The 21,389-nt window shown below is 71.4% G+C and carries 20 protein-coding genes and 1 pseudogene; 10 read left to right on the top strand and 11 right to left on the bottom strand.

From position 1 onward, the window contains the following. The 3 genes and pseudogenes from BZY54_RS51770 to BZY54_RS30385 all read left to right on the top strand — a co-directional run. A pseudogene (locus BZY54_RS51770) lies at positions 1 to 360 on the top strand (DUF3558 domain-containing protein); the annotation flags it as partial. Between the two features lie 117 nt (positions 361 to 477). Further along, complete coding sequence (locus BZY54_RS30390) at positions 478 to 1,383, top strand: DUF3558 domain-containing protein (RefSeq protein ID WP_086728535.1); 906 nt, start codon at positions 478 to 480, stop codon at positions 1,381 to 1,383. 161 nt (positions 1,384 to 1,544) lie between these two features. After that, positions 1,545 to 2,789 carry a DUF2637 domain-containing protein gene (locus tag BZY54_RS30385; RefSeq protein WP_086728538.1) on the top strand — a complete coding sequence of 415 codons (1,245 nt, stop codon included), beginning with the start codon at positions 1,545 to 1,547 and terminating at the stop codon, positions 2,787 to 2,789. A 72-nt stretch (positions 2,790 to 2,861) separates the two neighbouring features. Here the strand turns inward: BZY54_RS30385 and lysS are convergent, their stop codons facing one another. Beyond that, complete coding sequence (lysS, locus tag BZY54_RS30380; RefSeq protein WP_086728534.1) at positions 2,862 to 4,610, bottom strand: lysine--tRNA ligase; 1,749 nt, start codon at positions 4,608 to 4,610, stop codon at positions 2,862 to 2,864. Positions 4,611 to 4,841: 231 nt separating this feature from the next. Here lysS and argS point away from each other — a divergent pair, with 231 nt between their 5' ends. Next, positions 4,842 to 6,617, top strand: a complete 1,776-nt coding sequence (gene argS, locus BZY54_RS30375) for an arginine--tRNA ligase (RefSeq protein ID WP_086728533.1) — start codon at positions 4,842 to 4,844, stop codon at positions 6,615 to 6,617. 62 nt (positions 6,618 to 6,679) lie between these two features. Here argS and BZY54_RS30370 read toward each other — a convergent pair whose 3' ends face one another. Beyond that, positions 6,680 to 7,102 carry an ATP-binding protein gene (locus BZY54_RS30370; protein WP_086728532.1) on the bottom strand — a complete coding sequence of 141 codons (423 nt, stop codon included), beginning with the start codon at positions 7,100 to 7,102 and terminating at the stop codon, positions 6,680 to 6,682. 112 nt (positions 7,103 to 7,214) lie between these two features. Between BZY54_RS30370 and BZY54_RS30365 the strand changes: the two genes are divergently transcribed. From BZY54_RS30365 to BZY54_RS30355, 3 genes are all read left to right on the top strand, one after another. Then, positions 7,215 to 8,042, top strand: a complete 828-nt coding sequence (locus BZY54_RS30365; protein WP_086728531.1) for a helix-turn-helix domain-containing protein — start codon at positions 7,215 to 7,217, stop codon at positions 8,040 to 8,042. Next, complete coding sequence (locus BZY54_RS30360) at positions 8,039 to 8,221, top strand: DUF397 domain-containing protein (protein WP_086728530.1); 183 nt, start codon at positions 8,039 to 8,041, stop codon at positions 8,219 to 8,221. The genes BZY54_RS30365 and BZY54_RS30360 overlap by 4 nt, the downstream gene beginning before the upstream one ends. A 61-nt stretch (positions 8,222 to 8,282) precedes the next feature. Continuing rightward, positions 8,283 to 9,065 carry a DUF4253 domain-containing protein gene (locus BZY54_RS30355; protein WP_086728529.1) on the top strand — a complete coding sequence of 261 codons (783 nt, stop codon included), beginning with the start codon at positions 8,283 to 8,285 and terminating at the stop codon, positions 9,063 to 9,065. 20 nt (positions 9,066 to 9,085) lie between these two features. On the opposite strand, the gene BZY54_RS30350 is transcribed toward BZY54_RS30355, so the two are convergent. Together BZY54_RS30350 and BZY54_RS30345 are read right to left on the bottom strand one after the other, a co-directional pair. After that, on the bottom strand, positions 9,086 to 9,925 hold the full coding sequence (locus BZY54_RS30350; protein ID WP_086728528.1) for an arylamine N-acetyltransferase family protein: 840 nt from the start codon (positions 9,923 to 9,925) through the stop codon (positions 9,086 to 9,088). Positions 9,926 to 10,008: 83 nt separating this feature from the next. Then, on the bottom strand, positions 10,009 to 10,911 hold the full coding sequence (locus BZY54_RS30345) for an SAM-dependent methyltransferase (protein WP_086728527.1): 903 nt from the start codon (positions 10,909 to 10,911) through the stop codon (positions 10,009 to 10,011). Between the two features lie 325 nt (positions 10,912 to 11,236). On the opposite strand from BZY54_RS30345, the gene BZY54_RS30340 reads away from it, so the two are divergent. Next, positions 11,237 to 11,473 carry a hypothetical protein gene (locus BZY54_RS30340; protein ID WP_086728526.1) on the top strand — a complete coding sequence of 79 codons (237 nt, stop codon included), beginning with the start codon at positions 11,237 to 11,239 and terminating at the stop codon, positions 11,471 to 11,473. Here the strand turns inward: BZY54_RS30340 and hemB are convergent. Together hemB and BZY54_RS30330 are read right to left on the bottom strand one after the other, a co-directional pair. Then, positions 11,437 to 12,429, bottom strand: coding sequence for a porphobilinogen synthase (gene hemB / locus BZY54_RS30335; protein ID WP_086728525.1), 993 nt, complete (start codon positions 12,427 to 12,429; stop codon positions 11,437 to 11,439). The two genes, BZY54_RS30340 and hemB, sit on opposite strands and share 37 nt — an antisense overlap. Before the next feature lie 164 nt (positions 12,430 to 12,593). Next, the gene (locus tag BZY54_RS30330; protein ID WP_086728524.1) at positions 12,594 to 13,571 is read right to left on the bottom strand and encodes a helix-turn-helix transcriptional regulator; all 978 of its coding nucleotides are present in this window, start codon (positions 13,569 to 13,571) and stop codon (positions 12,594 to 12,596) included. Positions 13,572 to 13,632: 61 nt separating this feature from the next. Between BZY54_RS30330 and BZY54_RS30325 the strand changes: the two genes are divergently transcribed. After that, the gene (locus tag BZY54_RS30325; protein WP_086728523.1) at positions 13,633 to 14,022 is read left to right on the top strand and encodes a VOC family protein; all 390 of its coding nucleotides are present in this window, start codon (positions 13,633 to 13,635) and stop codon (positions 14,020 to 14,022) included. A gap of 149 nt (positions 14,023 to 14,171) precedes the next feature. Here the strand turns inward: BZY54_RS30325 and BZY54_RS30320 are convergent, their stop codons facing one another. The 5 genes from BZY54_RS30320 to BZY54_RS30300 all read right to left on the bottom strand — a co-directional run bounded on the left by BZY54_RS30320 (position 14,172) and on the right by BZY54_RS30300 (position 20,152). Then, positions 14,172 to 15,878, bottom strand: a complete 1,707-nt coding sequence (locus BZY54_RS30320) for a bifunctional uroporphyrinogen-III C-methyltransferase/uroporphyrinogen-III synthase (RefSeq protein WP_086728522.1) — start codon at positions 15,876 to 15,878, stop codon at positions 14,172 to 14,174. After that, positions 15,875 to 16,966: a hydroxymethylbilane synthase gene (gene hemC, locus BZY54_RS30315; RefSeq protein ID WP_279634716.1), complete on the bottom strand. Its 1,092-nt coding sequence runs from the start codon at positions 16,964 to 16,966 to the stop codon at positions 15,875 to 15,877. Before hemC ends, BZY54_RS30320 begins: the two co-directional genes overlap by 4 nt. Then, positions 16,963 to 18,783: a glutamyl-tRNA reductase gene (locus BZY54_RS30310; RefSeq protein WP_086728521.1), complete on the bottom strand. Its 1,821-nt coding sequence runs from the start codon at positions 18,781 to 18,783 to the stop codon at positions 16,963 to 16,965. The genes hemC and BZY54_RS30310 overlap by 4 nt, the downstream gene beginning before the upstream one ends. After that, positions 18,780 to 19,550 (bottom strand): redox-sensing transcriptional repressor Rex, encoded by a 771-nt coding sequence (locus BZY54_RS30305; RefSeq protein ID WP_086728520.1) that lies wholly within the window; start codon positions 19,548 to 19,550, stop codon positions 18,780 to 18,782. The genes BZY54_RS30310 and BZY54_RS30305 overlap by 4 nt, the downstream gene beginning before the upstream one ends. A 308-nt stretch (positions 19,551 to 19,858) precedes the next feature. Continuing rightward, positions 19,859 to 20,152, bottom strand: a complete 294-nt coding sequence (locus tag BZY54_RS30300) for a glutaredoxin family protein (protein WP_208640818.1) — start codon at positions 20,150 to 20,152, stop codon at positions 19,859 to 19,861. A gap of 177 nt (positions 20,153 to 20,329) precedes the next feature. On the opposite strand from BZY54_RS30300, the gene BZY54_RS30295 reads away from it, so the two are divergent. Continuing rightward, positions 20,330 to 21,253, top strand: a complete 924-nt coding sequence (locus BZY54_RS30295; RefSeq protein ID WP_086728519.1) for an HAD family hydrolase — start codon at positions 20,330 to 20,332, stop codon at positions 21,251 to 21,253. Positions 21,254 to 21,389: the final 136 nt, after the last annotated feature.

The following is a 21,389-nucleotide window of genomic DNA, read 5'->3' as shown; positions in this document are numbered from 1 at the left end:
CCCTCCGGTTCCCCCTCGCCCTCCGCCTCCGACTCCGCCGCTTCGTCCTCCCCCGCCTCCTCCTCCGCCGATTCCTCCTCGCCGTCGTCGTCCTCGCCCTCCGCCTCGGACTCCACCGCTCTCCAGCCCCGCACCCTCGACGACCTCGGCGACGAGGGGTTCCTCGACGACCAGCTCAGCAGCTCCGGTTCGACGGCCAAGCAGCGGACGGTGACTGTGGCGTTCCGCACGTCGAACGTCATCGTGACCATCGAGTACGAGGAGCAGCCGGCCGTCGTCGGCGCGGTCCCCGACAGCAAGGAAATGCAGGACAAGGCCCGGAAACTGGCCGCGCGGCTGGCCGATTCGCTGAGCGGCTGACGGCCTTCGTCCGGCACCCGGCGCCCGGCCGCAAAGCCCGGGAAGGCGAACCACGCGGCTGCCTCACCGCGTACCGTGGCCCCTCGGACCCGATCCCACCGCAGGAACCACGAGCGTATGAGTGAAGGAACCATGCAGCGAGCAGCCCAGCGTGACCAGCACGAACCGAAAGCCAAGCGGCTGAACCGCGTCCTTGTCTGCGCGGCGGCCGTACCCGTGATGCTGCTGGCCGCGGCCTGCTCCTCGAACTCCGGCTCCGGTGACGGCGCGAAGAAGACGCCGGCCGGTGACGCCAAGGCGTCCGCGAGCGCGAGCGCCTCGCCGACGGTGCAGGCGGCGAGGTACGCCAAGCTGCCGGAGGCGTGCAAGGTGCTGTCGAGCAAGACGCTGGACGAACTGGTTCCGAAGGGGACGAAGTCCGCCAAGGAGGGCACGTCCAGCGACATATCCTCGCGTGCCAGCTGCTCCTGGAACAGTCTGGAGAACAACGGGGTGAAGGGCTCTCAGTTCCGCTGGCTGAACGTCTCCTTGCTGCGCTTCGACTCCGACGCCTCGCGCGGCTCGGGTGACCAGCAGGCCAAGGCGTACTACGACAAGCAGGTCCAGGACGCCAAGTCCGTGACGGGTGCGAAGAACACCAAGTCCGAGCCGGTGTCCGGGACGGGCGACGAGGCGACGGCGGTGCGCTACGACCTGAAGAAGAAGGAAGGCTCCTTCAAGCAGCAGACGGTCGTGGCGCGGGTGCAGAACGTGGTCCTCACGCTCGACTACAACGGTGCCGGTTTGGCCGGTGACAAGACCCCGGACGCCGACGACCTGGCCAAGGACGCGAAGTCGGCGGCCAAGGAGGCGGTGGCCGCGGTGGCGGAGGCGAACGGGGACGGTGGCGCCGGATCGCCGAGCGCCTCCTCGTCCGCGTCGGGTTCCAAGTCCCCCTCGGCGTCGGCGTCGGACGGCAAGGCCGGTGGCGGGGACAAGTCCCCGAGCGCCTCGCCGTCGAAGAAGGCCGCCTCGAAGGGCTGAGCGGACGGGTCGGCTCGTCGGGGTCGCCCGTCGAGCCGTCCGTCGCACCGGGGCAATCGGATCCGCCCGCCCGCGCGTCGGACGAGTGTGCCACTCTGTTGCGCGCAACAACACGCAATGGGAGGGGAGTACGAGTGGCCGCGCCACTGCAGCTGACTCGGATGCACCGCGTCCTCATCGGCGTGGTCGTGGCGGGCGCCGTGATCATCGCCGGTATCGGTTTCGCCGGTTCGTACGCCGCCGTCCGCGAACTCGCCATCAAGAAGGGCTTCGGGAACTTCAGTTACGTGTTCCCGATCGGCATCGACGCGGGCATCTGTGTGCTGCTCGCCCTGGACCTGCTGCTGACCTGGATCCGTATCCCCTTCCCGCTGCTGCGTCAGACGGCGTGGGTGCTGACGGCGGCGACGATCGCGTTCAACGGCGCCGCCGCCTGGCCGGACCCGCTGGGCGTCGGCATGCACGCGGTGATCCCGGTGCTGTTCGTGGTCGCGGTGGAGGCGGCCCGGCACGCGATCGGCCGGATCGCCGACATCACGGCCGACAAGCACATGGAGGGCGTCCGCCTCACCCGCTGGCTGCTCTCCCCGGTGCCGACCTTCCTGCTGTGGCGCCGTATGAAGCTGTGGGAGCTGCGCTCCTACGACCAGGTCATCAAGCTGGAGCAGGAACGCCTCGTCTACCAGGCGCGGCTGCGCTCCCGGTTCGGCCGGGCCTGGCGCCGCAAGGCCCCGGTGGAGTCCCTGATGCCGCTGCGGCTCGCCCGGTACGGTGTGCCGCTCGCGGATACGGCCGCGGCGGGCCTTGCCGCGGCGGGCATCGAGCCGGCCGTGATTCCGCCGGTGCCGCGGATCGAGACGGCAGCGGGCGGCCGGCCCGCCGTTGCGGGTCCCGTCCCGCAGCAGCGGACGACCACCACCGGGCGGCGCCCGCAGCTGGTCCACGACCAGGAACCCGGCGGGCCCGCCTACGAGGAGCAGCTGCCGCCCGACGACCAGAGCCCCTGGTTCCAGGCGCCCCGGCAGGTCGACTACCAGGGCGGCTACGACCCGACGTACGAGCCGGAGCCCGTGTACGAGGACTGGTACGAGGAGCAGAAGCCGGAGCAGTTCGAGCAGCCCTCCATGGAGGACACCGGCAGCTTCCCCATTCCGGTGGGCCCGAACCGTACGCGTGAGCTGGGCGAGGGCGGCGGCACCCCGGAACCCGAGCCGCCGGACGAGGAGTCGTACTACCAGGTCTTCAAGCAGTCGATCAGCGGCAGCGGCTATCCGACTCCGCGCGAGTTCAGTGACAACGTCGAGGCGACGTACGGCGTCCCCGTCCCCGACGCCGAGGCCAAGCGGATGGTCATGCGCTTCCAGAACCGCCACACGGCGGAACTGGAGGACGACCACATCGCGTAAAGGCGTGCGGACGGACGATGGGGGCGCCCGGCGGACACCGGGCGCCCCCATCGGCGTAGAACCGGAAGGCTGCTACTCCCCGAGCAGCTTCCGCACCCGCTCCTGGCCCACGGCCAGCAGCAGCGTGGGGAGCCGGGGACCGGTGTCGCGGCCGACGAGCAGGTGGTACAGCAGGGCGAAGAACGACCGCTGGGCCGTCTTGATCTCCGGCGGCAGCTCCTTGGGCGTGGCGTCCTCGGAGAACCCCGCCTGCACCTTGGGCACGCCGTACACGAGGTGGGTCAGCCCGTCGAGGGACCAGTGCTCGGCGAGCCCGTCGAGCAGGAGTCGCACGGACTGCTGGGACGCCTCGTCGAGGGACTTCAGCAGCTCGGCGTCGGGCTCGTCGCGGACGATGGTGCGCTGGTCGGCGGGGACGTGGGTGTTGATCCACGCCTCGGCCCTGTCGTAGCGCGGTCGGGCCTCGTCCAGCGAACCGAGCGGGTCGGCCGGGTCGAGCTCGCTGAGGATCCGCAGCGCCTGGTCCTGGTGGCCGGCGGTGATGTCGGCGACGGACGCGAGCGTGCGGTACGGCAGCGGGCGGGCGGTCTTCGGCAGCTCCCCCGCGGCGGTGCCCACGGCCCGCGTGTACGCGGCGACATCGCCCGGGAGCGCGGAGCCGTCGGCGACCTTGGCCGCGAGCTTGTCCCACTCGTCGTAGAGGCGCTGGATCTCCTGGTCGAAGGCGATCTTGAAGGACTGGTTCGGCCGCCGCCGGGCGTACAGCCACCTCAGGAGCTGCGGCTCCATGATCTTCAGCGCGTCGGCGGGGGTGGGGACCCCGCCCCGGGAGGACGACATCTTCGCCATGCCGGAGATGCCGACGAAGGCGTACATCGGGCCGATCGGCTGCTCGCCGCCGAAGATCCCGACGATCTGCCCGCCGACCTGGAACGAGGAGCCCGGCGAGGAGTGGTCGACGCCGGAGGGCTCGAAGATCACGCCCTCGTACGCCCACCGCATCGGCCAGTCGACCTTCCAGACCAGCTTGCCGCGGTTGAACTCGCTGAGCCGGACCGTCTCCGAGAAGCCGCACGCCGTGCAGGCGTAGGTCAGCTCGGTGGAGTCGTCGTCGTAGGAGCTGACGGTGGTGAGGTCCTTCTCGCAGTTGCCGCAGTACGGCTTGTACGGGAAGTAGCCGGCGGAGCCGGAGCTGCCGTCGTCCTCGGCGGCGGCTCCCGAGCCCTCCGCGGCCTCCAGCTCGGCCTCGTCGACCGGCTTCTGCTGCTTCTTGACGGCGGCGGCCGGCTTGGGCTTGGTGCGGTACTGGGCGAGGACGGCGTCGATGTCGCCGCGGTGCCGCATCGCGTGCAGGATCTGCTCGCGGTACACGCCGGAGGTGTACTGCTCGGTCTGGCTGATGCCGTCGAACTCCACGCCCAGCTCGGCGAGCGAGGCGATCATGGCGGCCTTGAAGTGCTCGGCCCAGTTCGGGTACGCCGAGCCTCTGGGGGCGGGGACGGAGGTCAGCGGCTTGCCGATGTGCTCGGCCCACGAGTCGTCGACGCCGTCGATCCCCTTCGGGACCTTGCGGTACCGGTCGTAGTCGTCCCAGGAGATCAGGTGCCGCACCTGCAGGCCCCGGCGGCGGATCTCGTCGGCGACGAGGTGCGGGGTCATGACCTCGCGCAGGTTCCCCAGGTGGATGGGGCCGGAGGGGGAGAGCCCGGACGCGACGACGACCGGTTTGCCCGGGGCCCGACGCTCCGACTCCTCGATGACCTCATCCGCGAAACGGGAGACCCAGTCGGTGGTCTCGGTGCTCTGAGCCACGATCGGCACGTCCTCTTTGTCTGAAGGTTCTCTACAGGTTCTCCGTGAACAGCCGGCACGTCGCACGGCCGGCCACGTTCATTGTCCCAGGCGGCCCGACATCCACGAAAACGCCTCATCACCGCGTTGGACGGCACGGCGCGCCCCGCGGTTGGCCCGGCGACCGGAAAATTCGCTTTACCCCGCATGGGATACTGGCTGGGACTATCCATCCCCACGAGGAGAACGGCACCCATTCCTATGGCCTCGGTCACGTCCCTCACCGCTTCCGTCCACCAGCGCCTCGCGAACGCCCTCTCGGCCGCCCTGCCGGAGACCGCCGACGCGGACCCGCTGCTGCGACGAAGCGACCGGGCGGACTTCCAGGCCAACGGGATCCTGGCGCTGGCGAAGAAGGCGAAGGCGAACCCGCGGGAGCTGGCGGCCCAGGTCGTCTCCCAGGTGGTCACCGGTGACGTGATCAAGGAGGTCGAGGTCTCGGGCCCCGGATTCCTCAACATCACCGTCACCGACCGGGCGATCGTCGAGAACCTGGCCGCGCGCGCCACCGACCCGGCGGGCCGGCTCGGCGTGCCGCTCGCGGACCACCCGGGCACGACGGTGATCGACTACGCCCAGCCGAACGTGGCGAAGGAGATGCACGTCGGCCACCTGCGGTCCGCGGTGATCGGCGACTCGGTGGTCCAGCTCCTGGAGTTCACCGGGGAGAACGTGGTCCGCCGGCACCACATCGGCGACTGGGGCACCCAGTTCGGCATGCTCATCCAGTACCTGGACGAGCACCCGCACGAGCTGGACCACAAGGCGTCCACCGAGGACACGGCGGCCTCCGGCGAGGAGGCGATGTCGAACCTCGACCGCCTCTACAAGGCGGCGCGCAAGAAGTTCGACTCGGACGAGGAGTTCAAGACGCGCGCCCGGCGCCGGGTGGTCGACCTCCAGGCCGGGGACCCGCACACGCTGGCCACGTGGCAGAAGTTCGTCGACGAGTCGAAGATCTACTTCTTCTCCGTCTTCGAGAAGCTGGACGTGGAGATCCGGGACCCGGACATCGTCGGCGAGTCGGGCTACAACGACATGCTCGCCGAGACCTGCCGCCTGCTGGAGGAGTCGGGCGTCGCGGTCCGCTCCGAGGGCGCCCTGTGCGTGTTCTTCGACGACATCAAGGGCCCGGACGGCAACCCGGTCCCGCTGATCGTCCAGAAGTCCGACGGCGGCTACGGCTACGCGGCCACCGACCTGTCGGCGATCCGCGACCGCGTCTTCAACCTGAAGGCCGACTCCCTGCTGTACGTGGTGGACGCCCGCCAGTCGCTGCACTTCAAGATGGTCTTCGAGACCGCGCGCAGGGCCGGCTGGCTCGGCGACGGCGTCAAGGCGTTCCAGCTGGCCTTCGGCACGGTGCTGGGCAAGGACGGCAAGCCGTTCAAGACGCGTGAGGGCGAGACGGTCCGCCTGGTCGACCTGCTCGACGAGGCGATCGAGCGGGCCTCGGCGGTCGTCCGCGAGAAGGCCCAGGACCTCTCCGAGGAGGAGATCGCCGAGCGTGGCGCCCAGGTGGGCATCGGCGCGGTGAAGTACGCGGACCTGTCGACGTCGGCGAGCCGGGACTACAAGTTCGACCTGGACCAGATGGTCTCGCTGAACGGCGACACGTCGGTCTACCTCCAGTACGCGTACGCCCGTATCCAGTCCATCCTCCGCAAGGCGGGCGAGCTCCGCCCGGCCGCGCACCCGGAGCTGGCGCTGGCCGAGGCGGAGCGGGCGCTGGGCCTGCACGCGGACGCCTTCGCGGAGACGGTGCGGGAGGCGGCGACGGAGTACGCCCCGCACAAGCTGGCGGCCTACCTCTACCAGCTGGCGTCCCTGTACACGACCTTCTACGACAAGTGCCCGGTCCTGAAGGCCGAGACGCCGGACCAGGTGGAGAACCGCCTCTTCCTGTGCGACGTCACGGCCCGCACCCTGCACCAGGGCATGGCCCTGCTGGGCATCAGGACCCCCGAGAGGCTCTGACCCGCGGCCCTTGAGGTCTGTGGAGACCCGTCTCCACAGACCTCTTCTGACACTTCACCCCCTCATCCCTTGAGGGCGGGAGACCGGCCCGTGGCGAACTCCGCCCACACCGCCTTCCCCGGGTCCCTCTCCCCCACCCCCCACTTGTCGGCGAGCGCCGCCACCAGGAGCAGGCCCCGTCCGCCTTCGTCGGCCTTCTCCGCGACCCTCGGGACTCCCGGCCCGCTGTCGTGGACCTCCACCCGCAGTACGTCGCCGTCGTAGCGCAGGAAGAGCCGGAATCCCCGCCCCGGCGGCACCCCGTGCAGCAGCGCGTTCGTCGCCAGCTCACTCACGCACAGCAACACGTCCTCGCCACGCTCGCCACCGCCCAGCCCCCAGTCGGCCAACGCCTCCTTTGTGAACCTCCTGGCAGCGGGGACCGATCGGCGCTCGCGTCGGAGGAACCTCTCGCGCATGCACGGGAGTTGAATCACCTCGTTCATGGGACGAGGGTCGCGGAGAGTCACTACCGTGGATCACTGAGTGAACCCGTACGGATTTTTTGTACGGGTTCCTGCGGGGTCGCGTACGGCACGCGTGGGGAGTTGGACCAGCATGACCTCCAGGAAGCTTCCGCGGAAGAAGAACCTCTCGGCCATGAGGATGCTGGGCGTCCAGCTCGGCACGGCGCGCCGTGCGGCCGGCTTCACCCAACGCGGCCTCGCCGAACACCTCGTGGTCGACGAGGAGACCATCGCCTCGATCGAGCAGGGCCGGCGGCCGCTGAAACCGGACCTCGCCGAGGCACTGGATCAACTCCTGGGGACCAAAGGGATGTTGTCGGCAGGTGTCGAGCATCTGCCGGAGATCGACCAGTTCCCGATGTGGGCCGAGCTTTATATGCAGCACGAGCGGGAGGCAATTGCGCTGTCCTGGTACGACAACGCCGTTGTGCCCGGCCTGCTCCAGACCGAGACCTACGCCCGTGCGGTGCTGCGCAATCGAGTACCCGCCTACGACGAGGACGGGGTGGAGACCCGCACGGCGGCACGCATGGAACGCCAGGAGATTCTGTACCGCAAGGAGCCGCCCACATTGAGTTTCGTGGTGTGGGAGCCGGTGCTGCTCTTGGGGATCGGCGGTTCGGCGGTGCGGGCTGAACAGCTCCGGCACTCGCGTGCGATCGCCGAACTTCCTGGGCTTTCCTTGCAGATCCTCCCGCTGAGCAGCCCCTACCATGCGGGCGTCGACGGACCATTCACTCTCCTGGAGACGCCTGACCATCAGCATCTCGCCTACACCGAATCCCAACGCGGCAGCCAGTGGGTCTCCGACCCGGACGAGGTGTCCATCCTGGCGCGCAAGTATGCGATGCTGCGGACGCAGGCCCTGACCCCTCAGGACTCGATGGCCCTGCTCGACCGGCTGCTAGGAGAAACATGAGCACCGAAGCGCTTCAGTGGTTCAAGTCGACCTACAGCGGGAGCGAAGGCGGCCAGTGCCTCGAAGTCGCCGTCTCCGCCCAGGCCGTCCACATCCGGGACTCGAAGAACACCCCGGAAGACGGCCCGACGCTCCTGGTAGGCCCCGCCGCCTGGGCCGCGTTCACCGCCACGAGGTAGCAGCGGCACGCCTCCCCTTGCCCGGGCCCTGTTGTCAGTGGCTGCCTCTACAGTCACCGGCATGGCGACCCTTCCGAACCCACTGCCGAAGTTGGCCGGAGACCCGAGCGGGCGTTCGCTCGGGCTGCAACTCCCGCCCGGGATACTGCTCGACGCGACGGACGACGGGCCGTGGCACGAACCACTGCTGTGGTACGCCGGGCGGTCGGTGTCCCGGGGCAACTGGGCGGCGCTGGGGGCGCGTGCGGCGCGGGTGGGGCTGCTCCCGCTCCTTGTCGACCTGGGCGGCAGTCAGGGCGGTCCGGAGAAGTGGGAGTTGCTGCCCGGCGAGATGTCGTACCCCGGCGATCACGACGCCGAGGAGGTGCTGGCGCAGCTCTGGGAGGAGTGCGCGGCGCAGGGCGAGGAGTGGCCCGGTCCGGCGGAGCGGCGCGCCCTGACCGTCGATCCGGACAAGCGGGCCGCCGAGGTCGCCGACTCGCTCGCCGAGGGCTCGCCGTGGTTCAAGGAGCCGCATCTGGCCCTGGTGCCGGCGCGCCGCAGCGCGGACGTTCCCACGGCCATCGGCTGGACCGGCCCGCTGAACCACGAGAACGACATGGCCCGTCTGTCCGCCGTCCTGCGCTCGTGGGAGGACCGCTTCGGCATACGGGTCGTGGCCCTCGGCTTCGACCAGCTCGTCGTGTCCGTGGCGGCGCCGCCCGCCACCCTCACGGCCGCTCAGGCGGTCGCCGCAGAGCACTTCGCCTTCTGCCCGGACAGCGTGGTGGACGAGGGCGACGGCCTGGAGGCGTACGCGGGCGGGCTGATCGGTGAGCGCCTCTGGCACTTCTGGTGGGACTGAACCACGACTGACTCACGCCCTCACCGCGGAAGCAGCGTCATCCCCTCCGGTGCGGTGATGCCGAAGTCCTCCTCCAGGACGCGGTGCGCCTCCGCCTCGTCCGCGACCTCGCGTTCCGTGACCGTGCCGTCGGAGCGTGTCTCGGTGAGGTGGCGGCCGTGCAGAAGGAGGTGCCTGTCGGGGGTGACGCGCTGGACGTAGACGCGCTGGGTGAAGGGTGAGCGCGGGTTCGTGCCGATGTGCCAGTTGATGACCTCGAAGTCGGGCTCCTCGAAGGGTTCCAGTGTGAAGGCGTACTGACCCTGCCAGTCCTCCTCGCCCTTCTCCCCCAGGTAGGCCTGGAGCACCCACGTCTCCAGAGGGCCGCGGTGGGGCACGTGGACGAGGCGGTGCCGCCTGCCCGCGTCGCGGAACTCGGTGTCGGCCGTCAGCGGCACCGCCTCCAGCAGCGCCCCGACCGCGCCGAAGCCGACGTCGGCCAGGTAGGGCTGCGGGTCGCCCGGTACCTCGACCAGCAGTGCCATGTGGGTGCGGGGCCGGCTCTCCATGCGGTCCGCGCCGACGACCACCCGGGCGGCCAGCCGGGTGACGCGGAAGCCCAGCGCCTGGAGTGCGCAGGCGAGCAGCGTGTTGTGCTCGTAGCAGTAGCCTCCGCGTCGGCTGTGGACGAGCTTGGCCATCAGGTGGGCCGGATCGAGGGAGGGGGCCGTACGGCACAGCGCGTCGAGGTTCTCGAACGGGATGGCCCGCATGTGCGCCAGGTGCACCCCGCGCAGCGTCGCCGTGTCGGCCCGCCTGTCCCCCTCCCAGCCGATCCGCCGGAGATATGCGTCCAGGTCGAAGTGGCCTGTATCGGTCATACGATCACCATAGGCAAGACCCGGCCCTTCCGTCCGCCGACCGCGGACGCATCCCGCCTGCGGCTTTCGCCCTGGGACACTGACTAGGCCTTGCCTCCCAGTGCCGCGTAGACGTTGATGTCCGCGTCCGTCACGTCGTTGATGTCGGCGTAGCGGACCTTCTCGATGTCGTCGAGACTCGCGAGGTAGGAGGCTTCCGGCTGGTCCGGGACCAGGGCCGCGTGGTCGGGGCGCCAGCGGTGGACGGGGACGACTCCGGGGTCGGCCACCTCCAGGTCGTTGTCCGTGAGGAAGCGCTCGACCTCGGCCCTGGAGCGCAGCACGAAGGTGAAGCCGCGCTCGGTGTACGTGCGTTGCACCGCGCGGATGTTCTCCGGGTTGAGGTCCTCGGTGAGGTGGCTGAGGACCAGTCGGCTGCCGGAGGGCAGGGCGGCGACGAGTTCGCGCACGATGTCGTACGCCTCCGAGTCCTCCACGAAGTGCAGGATCGCGACCAGGCACAACGCGATCGGCTGGTCGAAGTCGAGGGTCTTCGTGGCCTGTTCGAGGATGTGGGCCGGGTTCCTCAGATCGGCGTCGATGTAGTCGGTGCGGCCCTCGGGCCCGCTGGTGAGCAGCGCGCGGGCGTGGGCGAGGACCACGGGGTCGTTGTCGACGTACACCACCCGCGAGTCGGGGTTGATCCGCTGGGCGATCTGGTGCACGTTCTCGGCGGTCGGCAGGCCGGTGCCGATGTCCAGGAACTGGCGGATGCCGTCCCGGGTGGCGAGCGTGGTCACGGCGCGGCGCAGGAAGTCGCGGTTGTGCCGTACGTCGAGGTAGCCGCGCGGATTGGCGGCGAGCCCGGCGGCGGCCGCTGCGCGGTCGGCCGGGTAGTGGTCCTTGCCGCCGAGGAAGACGTCGTAGACCCGGGCGGGGTGTGCCTTCGTGGTGTCGATCCTCCTTCTCAGCTCGGCGGGGTCTTGGCTGAGGGCGTCACCGGGCATGGAACTTCTCCCTGAGAGGTTCGACTGATCTTCAACAACCTAACTCCCAGGGAGACTTGATGGTGCCCGCGGCGGCGAACCCGGGCCGTTCCGTCGCGCGCGGACCGGTGCGAAGACCCGCCCCGGACCGTCACACCGAGGGCCCCGCGTCCCGTCCCGTATCCCAGGGGGATGTCGTTCGCGCAGGTCGGGGGCGGTACCGGCGTCCCGGCGTCCCACATTCGCGGGCAACCGTGGCGCCGGGACGCCCGAGGGGATCAAGCTGGGGGCGTCCGGCCGCCCGCCCTCACCGCGGCTCGTTCGTGTTCGTCCACGGGGGACTCCCATGCCCGCACGCTCCGTCCGCACCCGTCTGCTCGCCGCGACGGCGCTCCTGCTCGCCGGCTGCGCGGTCCTGACCGGCTGTCACGACGGTCAGGGCGTACGCGACGAGGGCCCGTCCGCGGTCTCGCGGTCCCTGGGGCGCCCGTGCGCCGACGACCACGGCGCCCCCGGTCGGCCGGCACCGCGGCATCCCGGCACCGTTCAGCGCAGCTTCTGCGCGACCTCCGTCGCCCAGTAGGTGAGGATGTTCCGCGCACCGGCGCGCTTGATGCCGGTCAGGGTCTCCAGGATCGCCCGGTCCCGGTCGACCCAGCCCTTCTCGGCGGCGGCCTCGATCATCGAGTACTCGCCGGAGATCTGGTAGGCGGCGACGGGCACGTCCACGGCGTCGGCGACCCGGGCGAGGATGTCGAGGTAGGGCCCGGCCGGCTTCACCATCACCATGTCGGCCCCCTCCTCCAGGTCGAGGGCCAGCTCGCGCAGCGACTCACGCAGGTTCGCGGGGTCCTGCTGGTAGGTCTTGCGGTCGCCCTTCAGCGAGGAACCGACCGCCTCCCGGAAGGGCCCGTAGAAGGCGGACGAGTACTTGGCGGTGTAGGCGAGGACCGCGACGTCCTCCCGCCCGATCTGGTCCAGCGCGTCGCGGACGACGCCGATCTGGCCGTCCATCATCCCGCTGGGGCCCACGATGTGCGCACCGGCGTCGGCCTGCACCTGGGCCATCTCGGCGTACCGCTCGAGCGTGGCGTCGTTGTCGACGCGGCCCTCGGCGTCCAGCACCCCGCAGTGCCCGTGATCGGTGAACTCGTCCAGGCACAGGTCGGACATGACGAGCAGTTCGTCCCCGACCTCGGTCCGCACGTCGCGCAGCGCGACCTGAAGGATCCCGTCCGGGTCGGTCCCCGCGCTTCCGAGGGCGTCCTTCTTGGCCTCCTCCGGCACCCCGAACAGCATGATCCCGGAGATGCCGGCCTCCACCGCCTGAGCGGCGGCCTTCTTCAGGCTGTCCCGCGTGTGCTGCACGACCCCGGGCATCGCCTCGATCGGCACGGGCTCGTTCACGCCCTCCCGCACGAACGCGGGCAGGATCAGGTCCGCCGGGTGCAGCCGCGTCTCGGCGACCATGCGGCGCATCACAGGGGTGGTGCGCAGCCGACGAGGACGCGTACCGGGAAAGGATCCGTACTTCGTCATGCCCACTACGCTACGCCCGCCCCGGGGGCCCTTTTGCCGACGTCCTGTCGACCGCCCCGCACGCGCCTCCCTGCCCCGTACCCGCCCGCCGTCCGGTCCGCCCGGACCGGGCCTGCGGGCGGAGCCGCCGGGGCCCCGTGGCCCGCATGCCCTTGGGTAGCCGATCAGCAGGACGTGTCGTCCGCTCGCCCGTCCGCGTTGTCCGCGAGGAGTTCCCGGACACGGCGCACCAGGGCCTGCCGCACGGCGTCGGGGGCCAGCACCCGCAGGGGTGTGGCCAGGCCGGCCAGGTATCTGGCGAGCCCTTCCGGGTCGGGCCCGCCGACGTCCACGATCGTGGCGTCCGGGCCGTCCTGACGGTGAGTGCCGACGGTCGCGGGGATCAGCCGCAGCACCTGCTCCATGGGCAGCGGGACGCGGATCGTCGCGCTGAGCGGATAGGGGCCGTTCGCGGTGGAGCGGGAGACGAGCTGCGCCGCATCGGGCGGGTCGGTCAGCTCCACCGGCCGCCCGGTCGGCTGCAGTCGCCCGACCCGGTCGGCCCGGAACGTACGCCACTGGTCCCGTGCCACGTCCCGCGCGACGAAGTACCAGCGGCGTCCGGTGTGGACGAGGCGGTAGGGATCGACGTCCCGGACGGTGGCCTTCCCCGTCCCGTCCCGGTACGACAGACGGGCGCGCTCGCCCCTGCGGCACGCGGCGGCCAGTTCCAGCAGCATGCCGGGCGTGATCTGCGGTTCGGTGGGCCTTGGGGTGTGCACGAAGGCGGCGTCCATCTCGCCCAGCCGGTCCGCGACCCGCCGCGGCAGCACCTGCCGCAGCTTCAGCAGCGCCGACAGCGCGGCCTGGTCACCGCCCAGGGCGCCGCTCAACGCCGCCTCGCGCAGCCCGACGGCCACGGCGAGAGCCTCCTCGTCGTCCAGGATCAGCGGCGGCACCCGGGACCCCGCACGCAGGCGGTATCCGCCCCACGGACCGGGATCGGACTCGACGACGTAACCGATCTCCCGGAGCTTGGCGACGTCCCGCCGCACGGTCCGCTCGGTGACCCCCGTCCGCTCGGCCAGCTCGGCACAGGTCCACGACGGCCGGGCGGCCAGCACGGAGACCAGTCGCAGCAGACGGGCGGACGCACCGATCACGTCCGGAAGTGTTCCACAATCCAGGACCGGAACTGTCCTGGTCCCGTCCTACCGTCCTCCCATGAGCACCGACAACACCGAGACCACACCCGCGTTCCGCTACGCAGCCGTCACCTTCGACTGCCCCGACCCCGCCGAACTGGCCCGCTTCTACGGCGAGGCACTGGACCTGCCCGTCGCCTTCGCCGGCGACGACTTCGTCTTCCTCGCCAAGGACGGCGCGCCCGGACTCGGCTTCAACCGCCTGACCGACTACCGGCGCCCCACCTGGCCCGACCCCGCCCAGGAGAAGCAGGCCCACCTCGAGCTGGGCGTGGACGACCTGGAGGCCGCCCAGGCCCGCCTGCTCGCCCTGGGCGCCGTGAAGCCCGACTTCCAGCCGTCCCCCGACCGCTGGCGGGTGCTGCTGGACCCCGCAGGGCACCCGTTCTGCATCACGACGCTGGTCTGAGCCCGCGGACGCCGCGAACCGGGCCGTGACGCCCGGCACCGCCCGCGCGGCGAGCGATCACACGATCGCCCACCGGATGCCGCGGGCGGAAACGCACGGTGGCGGAGCGCGCCGCTCGGCACGCTCCGCCACCACCGCTGTCACAGACCTCAGGTCGTCGAGCGACGCCTCCGCGCCCCCGGACGCCGCTCGCTCGGCCGCGTCACCGGGTCGCCGGCCTCCAGGGCCGCCGCGCGCCGCTTCATGCCGAAGTCGGCGAGCGCCTCCGCCAGCTTGTGCACCGACGGCTCCGGGGACATGACGTCGACCCGCAGCCCGTGCTCCTCCGCCGTCTTCGCCGTCGCCGGGCCGATGCAGGCGATCACCGTGACGTTGTGCGGCTTGCCCGCGATGCCGACCAGGTTCCGGACCGTGGACGACGACGTGAACAGGACCGCGTCGAAGCCGCCGCCCTTGATCGCCTCACGCGTCTCCGCCGGGGGCGGCGAGGCGCGCACCGTCCGGTAGGCGGTGACGTCGTCGACCTCCCAGCCCAGGTCGATCAGGCCCGCCACGAGCGTCTCGGTGGCGATGTCGGCGCGCGGCAGGAACACCCGGTCGATCGGGTCGAAGACCGGGTCGTAGGGCGGCCAGTCCTCCAGCAGGCCCGCGGCCGACTGCTCGCCACTGGGCACCAGGTCCGGCTTCACGCCGAAGGCGATCAGCGCCCTGGCCGTCTGCTCGCCCACCGCCGCGACCTTGATGCCCGCGAAGGCGCGGGCGTCCAGGCCGTACTCCTCGAACTTCTCGCGGACCGCCTTGACGGCGTTGACGCTGGTGAACGCGATCCACTCGTAGCGGCCGGTGACCAGACCCTTGACCGCGCGCTCCATCTGCTGGGGCGTGCGCGGCGGCTCCACGGCGATCGTGGGCACCTCGTGCGGGACGGCGCCGTAGGAGCGCAGCTGGTCGGAGAGCGACGCGGCCTGCTCCTTGGTGCGCGGCACGAGCACCTTCCAGCCGAACAGCGGCTTGGACTCGAACCACGACAGCTGGTCGCGCTGCGCGGCGGCGCTGCGCTCGCCGACCACGGCTATCACCGGCCGGCCGCCGTCCGGGGACGGCAGGACCTTGGCCTGCTTCAGGGTCTGCGCGACCGTGCCGAGGGTGGCGGTCCAGGTGCGCTGCCGGGTCGTCGTACCGGCGATGGTCACCGTCATCGGGGTGTCCGGCTTGCGGCCGGCCGAGACGAGCTCGCCGGCCGCCGTGGCCACCGAGTCCAGCGTCGTCGAGACGACGACCGTGCCGTCCGAGGCGCCGACCTCCGCCCAGCAGCGGTCGGAGGCGGTGCGGGCGTCGACGAAGCGGACGTCGGTGCCCTCGGCGTCGCGCAGCGGCACACCGGCGTACGCGGGCACGCCGACGGCGGTCGCGATGCCGGGGACGACCTCGAAGGGCACCCCGGCCGCGGCGCAGGCGAGCATCTCGGCGGCGGCGTCCGTATCAAGTCCCGGGTCCCCGGACACCGCACGGACGACCCGCCTGCCGCCCCGCGCAGCCTCCATGACAAGATGTGCGGCATCCCGCACCGCGGGGGCTCCGACGGTTGTTGACGCACTGTCAACAACCGTGAGCTGAGGCGTGCCTGTGCCCGGAACGACGTCCGACGAAGAGTCGGTGTCCGTGTGCACGACGGCGACGCCGTGCCGGGCGTGCGTGCGTACGACGTCGAGCACCTCGTGCTCGGCGACGAGGACGTCCGCGTTCGCCAGCGCCTCCACGGCGCGCAGTGTCAGTAGTCCCGGATCTCCGGGTCCGGCACCGAGGAAGGTGACGTGCCCGTGTTCCGGACCGGCGGGAAGGGTGGTGGGGCTCAATGTGCTCGCTCCCCCATCAGACCGGCCGCGCCCTGGGCGAGCATCTCGGTGGCGAGTTCGCGACCGAACGCCATCGCCGCATCGTGCGTCTGGGGCACGGGACCGGTGGTGGACAGCTGCACCAGCGTGCTGCCGTCGGTCGTGCCGACGACGCCGCGCAGGCGCATTTCCTTGACAATCTGCCCGTCGGCCAGCAGGTCGGCCAAGGCGCCCACAGGGGCGCTGCAACCGGCCTCCAGGGCGGCGAGCAGTGACCGCTCGGCCGTCACGGCGGCCCGCGTGAACGGGTCGTCGAGCTCGGCGAGCGCGGCGAGGAGCGCGGCGTCTTGGGCGGTGTGCCCCGCCCTGCACTCGATCGCCAGTGCCCCCTGGCCGGGGGCGGGCAGAATCGTGTCGACCGACAGGAAGTCGGTCACTTCGTCGCTGCGGCCGATCCGGTTCATGCCGGCCGCGGCCAGCACGACCGCGTCCAGCTCGCCGCTGCGGACGTATCCGATGCGCGTGTCGACGTTGCCCCGGATCGGGACCGTCTCGATGTCCAGGCCGTGGGCGCGCGCATACGCGTTCAGCTGGGCCATGCGACGCGGCGCGCCGGTGCCTATCCGCGCCCCGCGGGGCAGGTCGGTGAACTTCAGCGCGTCCCTGGCGACGACCACGTCACGCGGGTCCTCGCGCTCGGGTATGGCGGCCAGGACCAGGCTGTCGGGCTGCGTGGTGGGCAGGTCCTTGAGCGAATGAACCGCGAAGTCCACCTCGCCCCGCAGCAGCGCCTCACGCAGCGCCGCGACGAACACACCCGTGCCGCCGATCTGCGCCAGGTGCTCACGGGAGACGTCGCCGTAAGTGGTGATCTCGACGAGCTCGACGGGCCGTCCGGTCACCCGGCTCACGGCGTCCGCGACCTGCCCGGACTGGGCCATGGCGAGCTTGCTGCGCCTGGTGCCCAGCCGCAGTGCCCCGGTTCGGTCTGTTCCCCGCAGCGGCGCTCCGGCCGGTGCTCCGAGCCCGGTCGTGCTCGCCCCTTCGGGCCTCCGCGCGCTCGGGCTCTCCGCACCGGCGCGCCCCTTCGGCTCACGGGTGTTACTCATGCTGGCCCTCGGTTCTTGCCGTTCTTGTCGAAGCCGTCTGTGTCGTCGGAGCCGTCCTGCCCGTTCCCGGCGCGGGAGACGGAGGCCACCGTCTCGGCGTCGAGGTCGAAGAGGGTGCGCAGCGCGTCCGCGTACCCGGCGCCGCCGGGCTCGGCCGCGAGCTGCTTGACCCTGACGGTCGGCGCGTGCAGCAGCTTGTCGACGACTCGCCGCACGGTCTGGGTGATCTCCGCCCGGTGCTTGTCGTCCAGGCTGGGCAGCCGCCCTTCCAGGCGGGCGATCTCGCTGGCGACGACGTCGGCGGCCATGGTGCGCAGGGCGACGACGGTCGGCGTGATGTGCGCCGCCCGCTGGGCCGCCCCGAAGGCCGCCACCTCGTCGGAGACGATACGGCGGACCTGGTCGACGTCGGATGCCATCGGCGCGTCGGCGGACGCCTCCGCCAGCGACTCGATGTCCACCAGGCGCGCCCCGGCCAGGCGGTGCACGGCCGCGTCCACGTCGCGCGGCATGGCCAGGTCCAGCAGGAAGAGGACCGGCTCGGGGCGCGGCGCCACGGCGACCGGCTCGGGCTTGCGGCGCTCGGGGACGCGGCCGACGGTGGCGACGGTCGCGGCGAGCGCGGTGATCAGCTCGGCGTCGGCGGCGGTGTCGGCCTCGGCGCCGCGGCCGGCCGGCTCCCGGCGGTCGGCGGTGCCGTTGTCCACCCAGGTGCCGTGCTGCTCCAGGGTGGCCGCGTCGATGCCCGCGACCGCGGACTCGCCCAGCAGGGAGAAGCCCGCCTCCACGGTGGCCAGGTCGAGCGGGCAGCCCTCCTCGGCGCCGACGGTGGTGGGAGGCAGCGGGGTCTCGCGTACGTCCGTCCTCGCCGTCCCACGGCGCTCCCCGACATCCTTCGCGGCCGTACGGCGCTCACCGGCGGCCTCGGCCGGACGGTCACCGTCGGGTTCCGCGGCGGGCGCGCCCAGGCGGCCCTCGACCGCGGCGGCGATCGTCTCGGCGGTCAGGACCACCCCCGTCGCGCCGGTGCAGGAGACGGCGATGTCGGCACGTGTCAGCTCGACCGGTACCGCGTTCATCGGTACCGCGCGGGCCGGCACGTTCGTGTCGTCGCCCTCGGTGAGGATCTGCGCCAGGCGCTCTGCGCGCTCCTGGGTGCGGTTGGCGATCACGATCTCGGCGACCCCGGCGCGCGCCAGCGTGGCGGCGGCCAGCGACGACATCGAGCCGGCGCCGATGACCAGGGCCTTCTTGCCGCGTGCCCAGTCGGTGACGGCCGTGCTCGTGGAGCTCGCGGACAGCTGCTCCAGGCCGAAGGTGACCAGGGACTGTCCGGCGCGGTCGATGCCGGTCTCGGAGTGGGCCCGCTTGCCCACCCGCAGGGCCTGCTGGAACAGGTCGTTCGTCAGGCGTCCGGCGGTGTGCAGCTCCTGCGCGCGGGCCAGGGAGTCCTTTATCTGGCCGAGGATCTGCCCCTCGCCGACGACCATCGAGTCCAGCCCGCAGGCCACCGAGAACAGGTGGTGGACGGCCCGGTCCTCGTAGTGCACGTAGAGGTAGGGGGTGAGCTCCTCCAGGCCGACGCCGCTGTGCTGGGCGAGCAGCGTGGACAGCTCGGCGACACCGGCGTGGAACTTGTCCACGTCGGCGTACAGCTCGATGCGGTTGCAGGTGGCGAGGACGGCCGCCTCGGTGGCGGGCTCCGCGGCGACGGTGTCCTGCAACAGCTTGACCTGGTCGTCCGCGTTCAGCGAGGCCCGCTCCAGCACGCTGACCGGGGCGCTGCGGTGGCTCAGTCCGACGACGAGGAGACTCATGCCGGCATCACGGCGGGGACGTCCCCGTCGGGCCCCTGGTCGGCGGCGGACGCCTTGCGGGCGGCAGCGGCGGCACCGGGCAGCGGGCTGTCGGCGGCGGACTCCTCGCCTGCCTTGCGCTGCTCGTGGAAGGCGAGGATCTGCAGCTCGATGGAGAGGTCGACCTTGCGCACGTCCACGCCGTCCGGGACGTTCAGCACGGTCGGCGCGAAGTTCAGGATGGAGGTCACCCCGGCGGCCACGAGCCGGTCGCAGACCTGCTGGGCGGCGCCCGCGGGGGTCGCGATCACGCCGATCGACACGCCGTTGTCCTGGATGATCTTCTCCAGGTCGTCGGTGTGCTGGACCGGGATGCCGGCGACGGGCTTGCCCGCCATCGCGGGGTCCGCGTCTATGAGGGCGGCGACCCGGAAGCCACGGGAGGCGAACCCGCCGTAGTTGGCGAGGGCGGCGCCGAGGTTACCGATACCGACGATCACGACCGGCCAGTCCTGGGTCAGGCCCAGTTCGCGGGAGATCTGGTACACGAGATACTCGACGTCGTAGCCGACGCCCCTGGTCCCGTAGGAGCCGAGGTAGGAGAAGTCCTTACGCAGCTTCGCGGAGTTGACCCCCGCCGCGGCCGCGAGCTCCTCGGAGGAGACCGTGGGTACCGAGCGCTCCGACAGTGCGGTCAGGGCTCGGAGGTACAGCGGAAGCCTGGCGACGGTGGCCTCGGGAATCCCTCGGCTACGGGTCGCCGGTCGGTGAGTTCGGCCAGTTGCCACGGTGCTCCTGCGGGTAGAGCGGGGCTGCAGGCGGTCATACGTCCCCGGACCGCCCCGTCGACAGCAGGCTATGTCTTTGTGAACGCGTGCACAAAGATTGTGTCCGATTTGCCCGGCCAACGTGACCGGGGTCACGCGCCCCCGGCGCATATCCATGGAACCGGCGCACCCGCACCCGCGTTCCTTCCTTGTTGGGGGCAAAACCGCACACGCTCCTCTACGATCCCCGCCCCCGAGACCAAGTCGCCGTCGATCCTAAGCGACATCCGGCTGGTTTGTACTCGTCGGTCAGTTGCCGGACCGGCCCGTCAGCCGGACCGGCCGGTCAGCTCCTTGCGCAGACGCTCCTCGTTCACACGCCAGAAGGTGTGCTGCTCGCCGTCGATCAGCACGACGGGGATCTGCTCCCAGTACTGGTCGTGCAGCCGCGGGTCCTCGGTGATGTTTTTCTGCTCCCAGGGAACGCCGAGGTCGGCACAGACCTTCTCGACGACGGCCTGCGCGTCGTCGCACAGATGACAGCCGGGCTTGCGGACGAGCGTGACGAGCCGTTCCCCGGGAGCGGGGGCCTTACGGCGGAAGAGGGGACTCATGTCGGCCATTGTCGCCCTCATCACGCGACCGCTCCCACCTCTCGGCCACGCCCGGCGCCACGACCGCTTTCACCGGCCGACGCACGGCCCGCTCCTCGATCCCTTTAACGACACGGTCGTGCAGAGTTCACAGCCCACGAACCTCACGGCTCCGGAACCGCCGAACAGAATGGCTATGCTCACGCCATGGCCGCTCTCGCATGGCTCACCCCCCGTAGGCGCTCCGCCACCGCGCGGAGCGTGTTGGCAGGCGAGGCCTCGGCGGAGGCCGCGCGCAAGTCCTCGCAGGAGACGGACGTCGCACCGCCCCCCGAGGAAGCGGAGTTCCCGGTGCACGGGGACGACCGCGCCGCCGCCTTCTTCGACCTGGACAACACCGTCATGCAGGGCGCAGCGCTGTTCCACTTCGGCCGGGGCCTGTACAAGCGGAAGTTCTTCGAGACGCGCGACCTCGCCAAGTTCGCCTGGCAGCAGGCGTGGTTCCGGCTGGCCGGCGTCGAGGACCCCGAGCACATGCAGGACGCCCGCGACTCGGCCCTGTCGATCGTCAAGGGCCACCGGGTCGCCGAGTTGCAGTCCATCGGCGAGGAGATCTACGACGAGTACATGGCCGAGCGGATCTGGCCGGGCACCCGGGCGCTGGCCCAGGCCCACCTGGACGCCGGCCAGAAGGTGTGGCTGGTCACCGCCGCACCGGTGGAGATCGCCCAGGTCATCGCCCGCCGCCTCGGGCTGACCGGCGCGCTGGGCACGGTGGCCGAGTCGGTCGGCGGCGTCTACACCGGCCGCCTGGTCGGCGAACCGCTGCACGGCCCGGCCAAGGCCGAGGCGGTACGCGCCCTGGCGTCGGCGGAGGGGCTGGACCTGTCCCGCTGCGCCGCCTACAGCGACTCCCACAACGACATCCCCATGCTGTCGCTGGTCGGCCACCCCTACGCCATCAACCCCGACGCCAAACTCCGCCGACACGCCCGGGAGATGGACTGGCGCCTGCGCGACTACCGCACGGGCCGCAAGGCCGCGAAGGTCGGCATCCCCGCCGCAGCGGGCGTCGGCGCCGTGGCCGGCGGCACCGCGGCAGCCATCGCCCTCCACCGCCGCCGCCGATAGCGGGAGCGACGCACACGCGTGCTGGGACGGCCGCGAGGGCGCGCCGGGGAGGACGCGGGGCGCGTCGGGAGCGCGCCGGACGGCAAGCGGGACGGCGCTCCGGTGGCCGGGACCTGGCGGCAGCCCGGAACCCGCG

Origin of the sequence: Streptomyces carpinensis, from assembly GCF_002154505.1 — a bacterium.
Taxonomy (GTDB): domain Bacteria; phylum Actinomycetota; class Actinomycetes; order Streptomycetales; family Streptomycetaceae; genus Streptomyces; species Streptomyces carpinensis.
This window is presented reverse-complemented; position numbering and strand designations above follow the sequence as displayed.

Coding starts and splice junctions, on each gene's coding strand:
- BZY54_RS30390 (WP_086728535.1), top strand. CDS start 478: ATGAGTGAAGGAACCATGCAGCGAGCAGCCCAGCGTGACCAGCACGAA.
- BZY54_RS30385 (WP_086728538.1), top strand. CDS start 1,545: ATGCACCGCGTCCTCATCGGCGTGGTCGTGGCGGGCGCCGTGATCATC.
- argS (WP_086728533.1), top strand. CDS start 4,842: ATGGCCTCGGTCACGTCCCTCACCGCTTCCGTCCACCAGCGCCTCGCG.
- BZY54_RS30370 (WP_086728532.1), bottom strand. CDS start 7,102: ATGAACGAGGTGATTCAACTCCCGTGCATGCGCGAGAGGTTCCTCCGA.
- BZY54_RS30365 (WP_086728531.1), top strand. CDS start 7,215: ATGACCTCCAGGAAGCTTCCGCGGAAGAAGAACCTCTCGGCCATGAGG.
- BZY54_RS30360 (WP_086728530.1), top strand. CDS start 8,039: ATGAGCACCGAAGCGCTTCAGTGGTTCAAGTCGACCTACAGCGGGAGC.
- BZY54_RS30355 (WP_086728529.1), top strand. CDS start 8,283: ATGGCGACCCTTCCGAACCCACTGCCGAAGTTGGCCGGAGACCCGAGC.
- BZY54_RS30350 (WP_086728528.1), bottom strand. CDS start 9,925: ATGACCGATACAGGCCACTTCGACCTGGACGCATATCTCCGGCGGATC.
- BZY54_RS30345 (WP_086728527.1), bottom strand. CDS start 10,911: ATGCCCGGTGACGCCCTCAGCCAAGACCCCGCCGAGCTGAGAAGGAGG.
- BZY54_RS30340 (WP_086728526.1), top strand. CDS start 11,237: ATGCCCGCACGCTCCGTCCGCACCCGTCTGCTCGCCGCGACGGCGCTC.
- hemB (WP_086728525.1), bottom strand. CDS start 12,429: ATGACGAAGTACGGATCCTTTCCCGGTACGCGTCCTCGTCGGCTGCGC.
- BZY54_RS30325 (WP_086728523.1), top strand. CDS start 13,633: ATGAGCACCGACAACACCGAGACCACACCCGCGTTCCGCTACGCAGCC.
- hemC (WP_279634716.1), bottom strand. CDS start 16,966: ATGAGTAACACCCGTGAGCCGAAGGGGCGCGCCGGTGCGGAGAGCCCG.
- BZY54_RS30310 (WP_086728521.1), bottom strand. CDS start 18,783: ATGAGTCTCCTCGTCGTCGGACTGAGCCACCGCAGCGCCCCGGTCAGC.
- BZY54_RS30300 (WP_208640818.1), bottom strand. CDS start 20,152: ATGGCCGACATGAGTCCCCTCTTCCGCCGTAAGGCCCCCGCTCCCGGG.
- BZY54_RS30295 (WP_086728519.1), top strand. CDS start 20,330: ATGGCCGCTCTCGCATGGCTCACCCCCCGTAGGCGCTCCGCCACCGCG.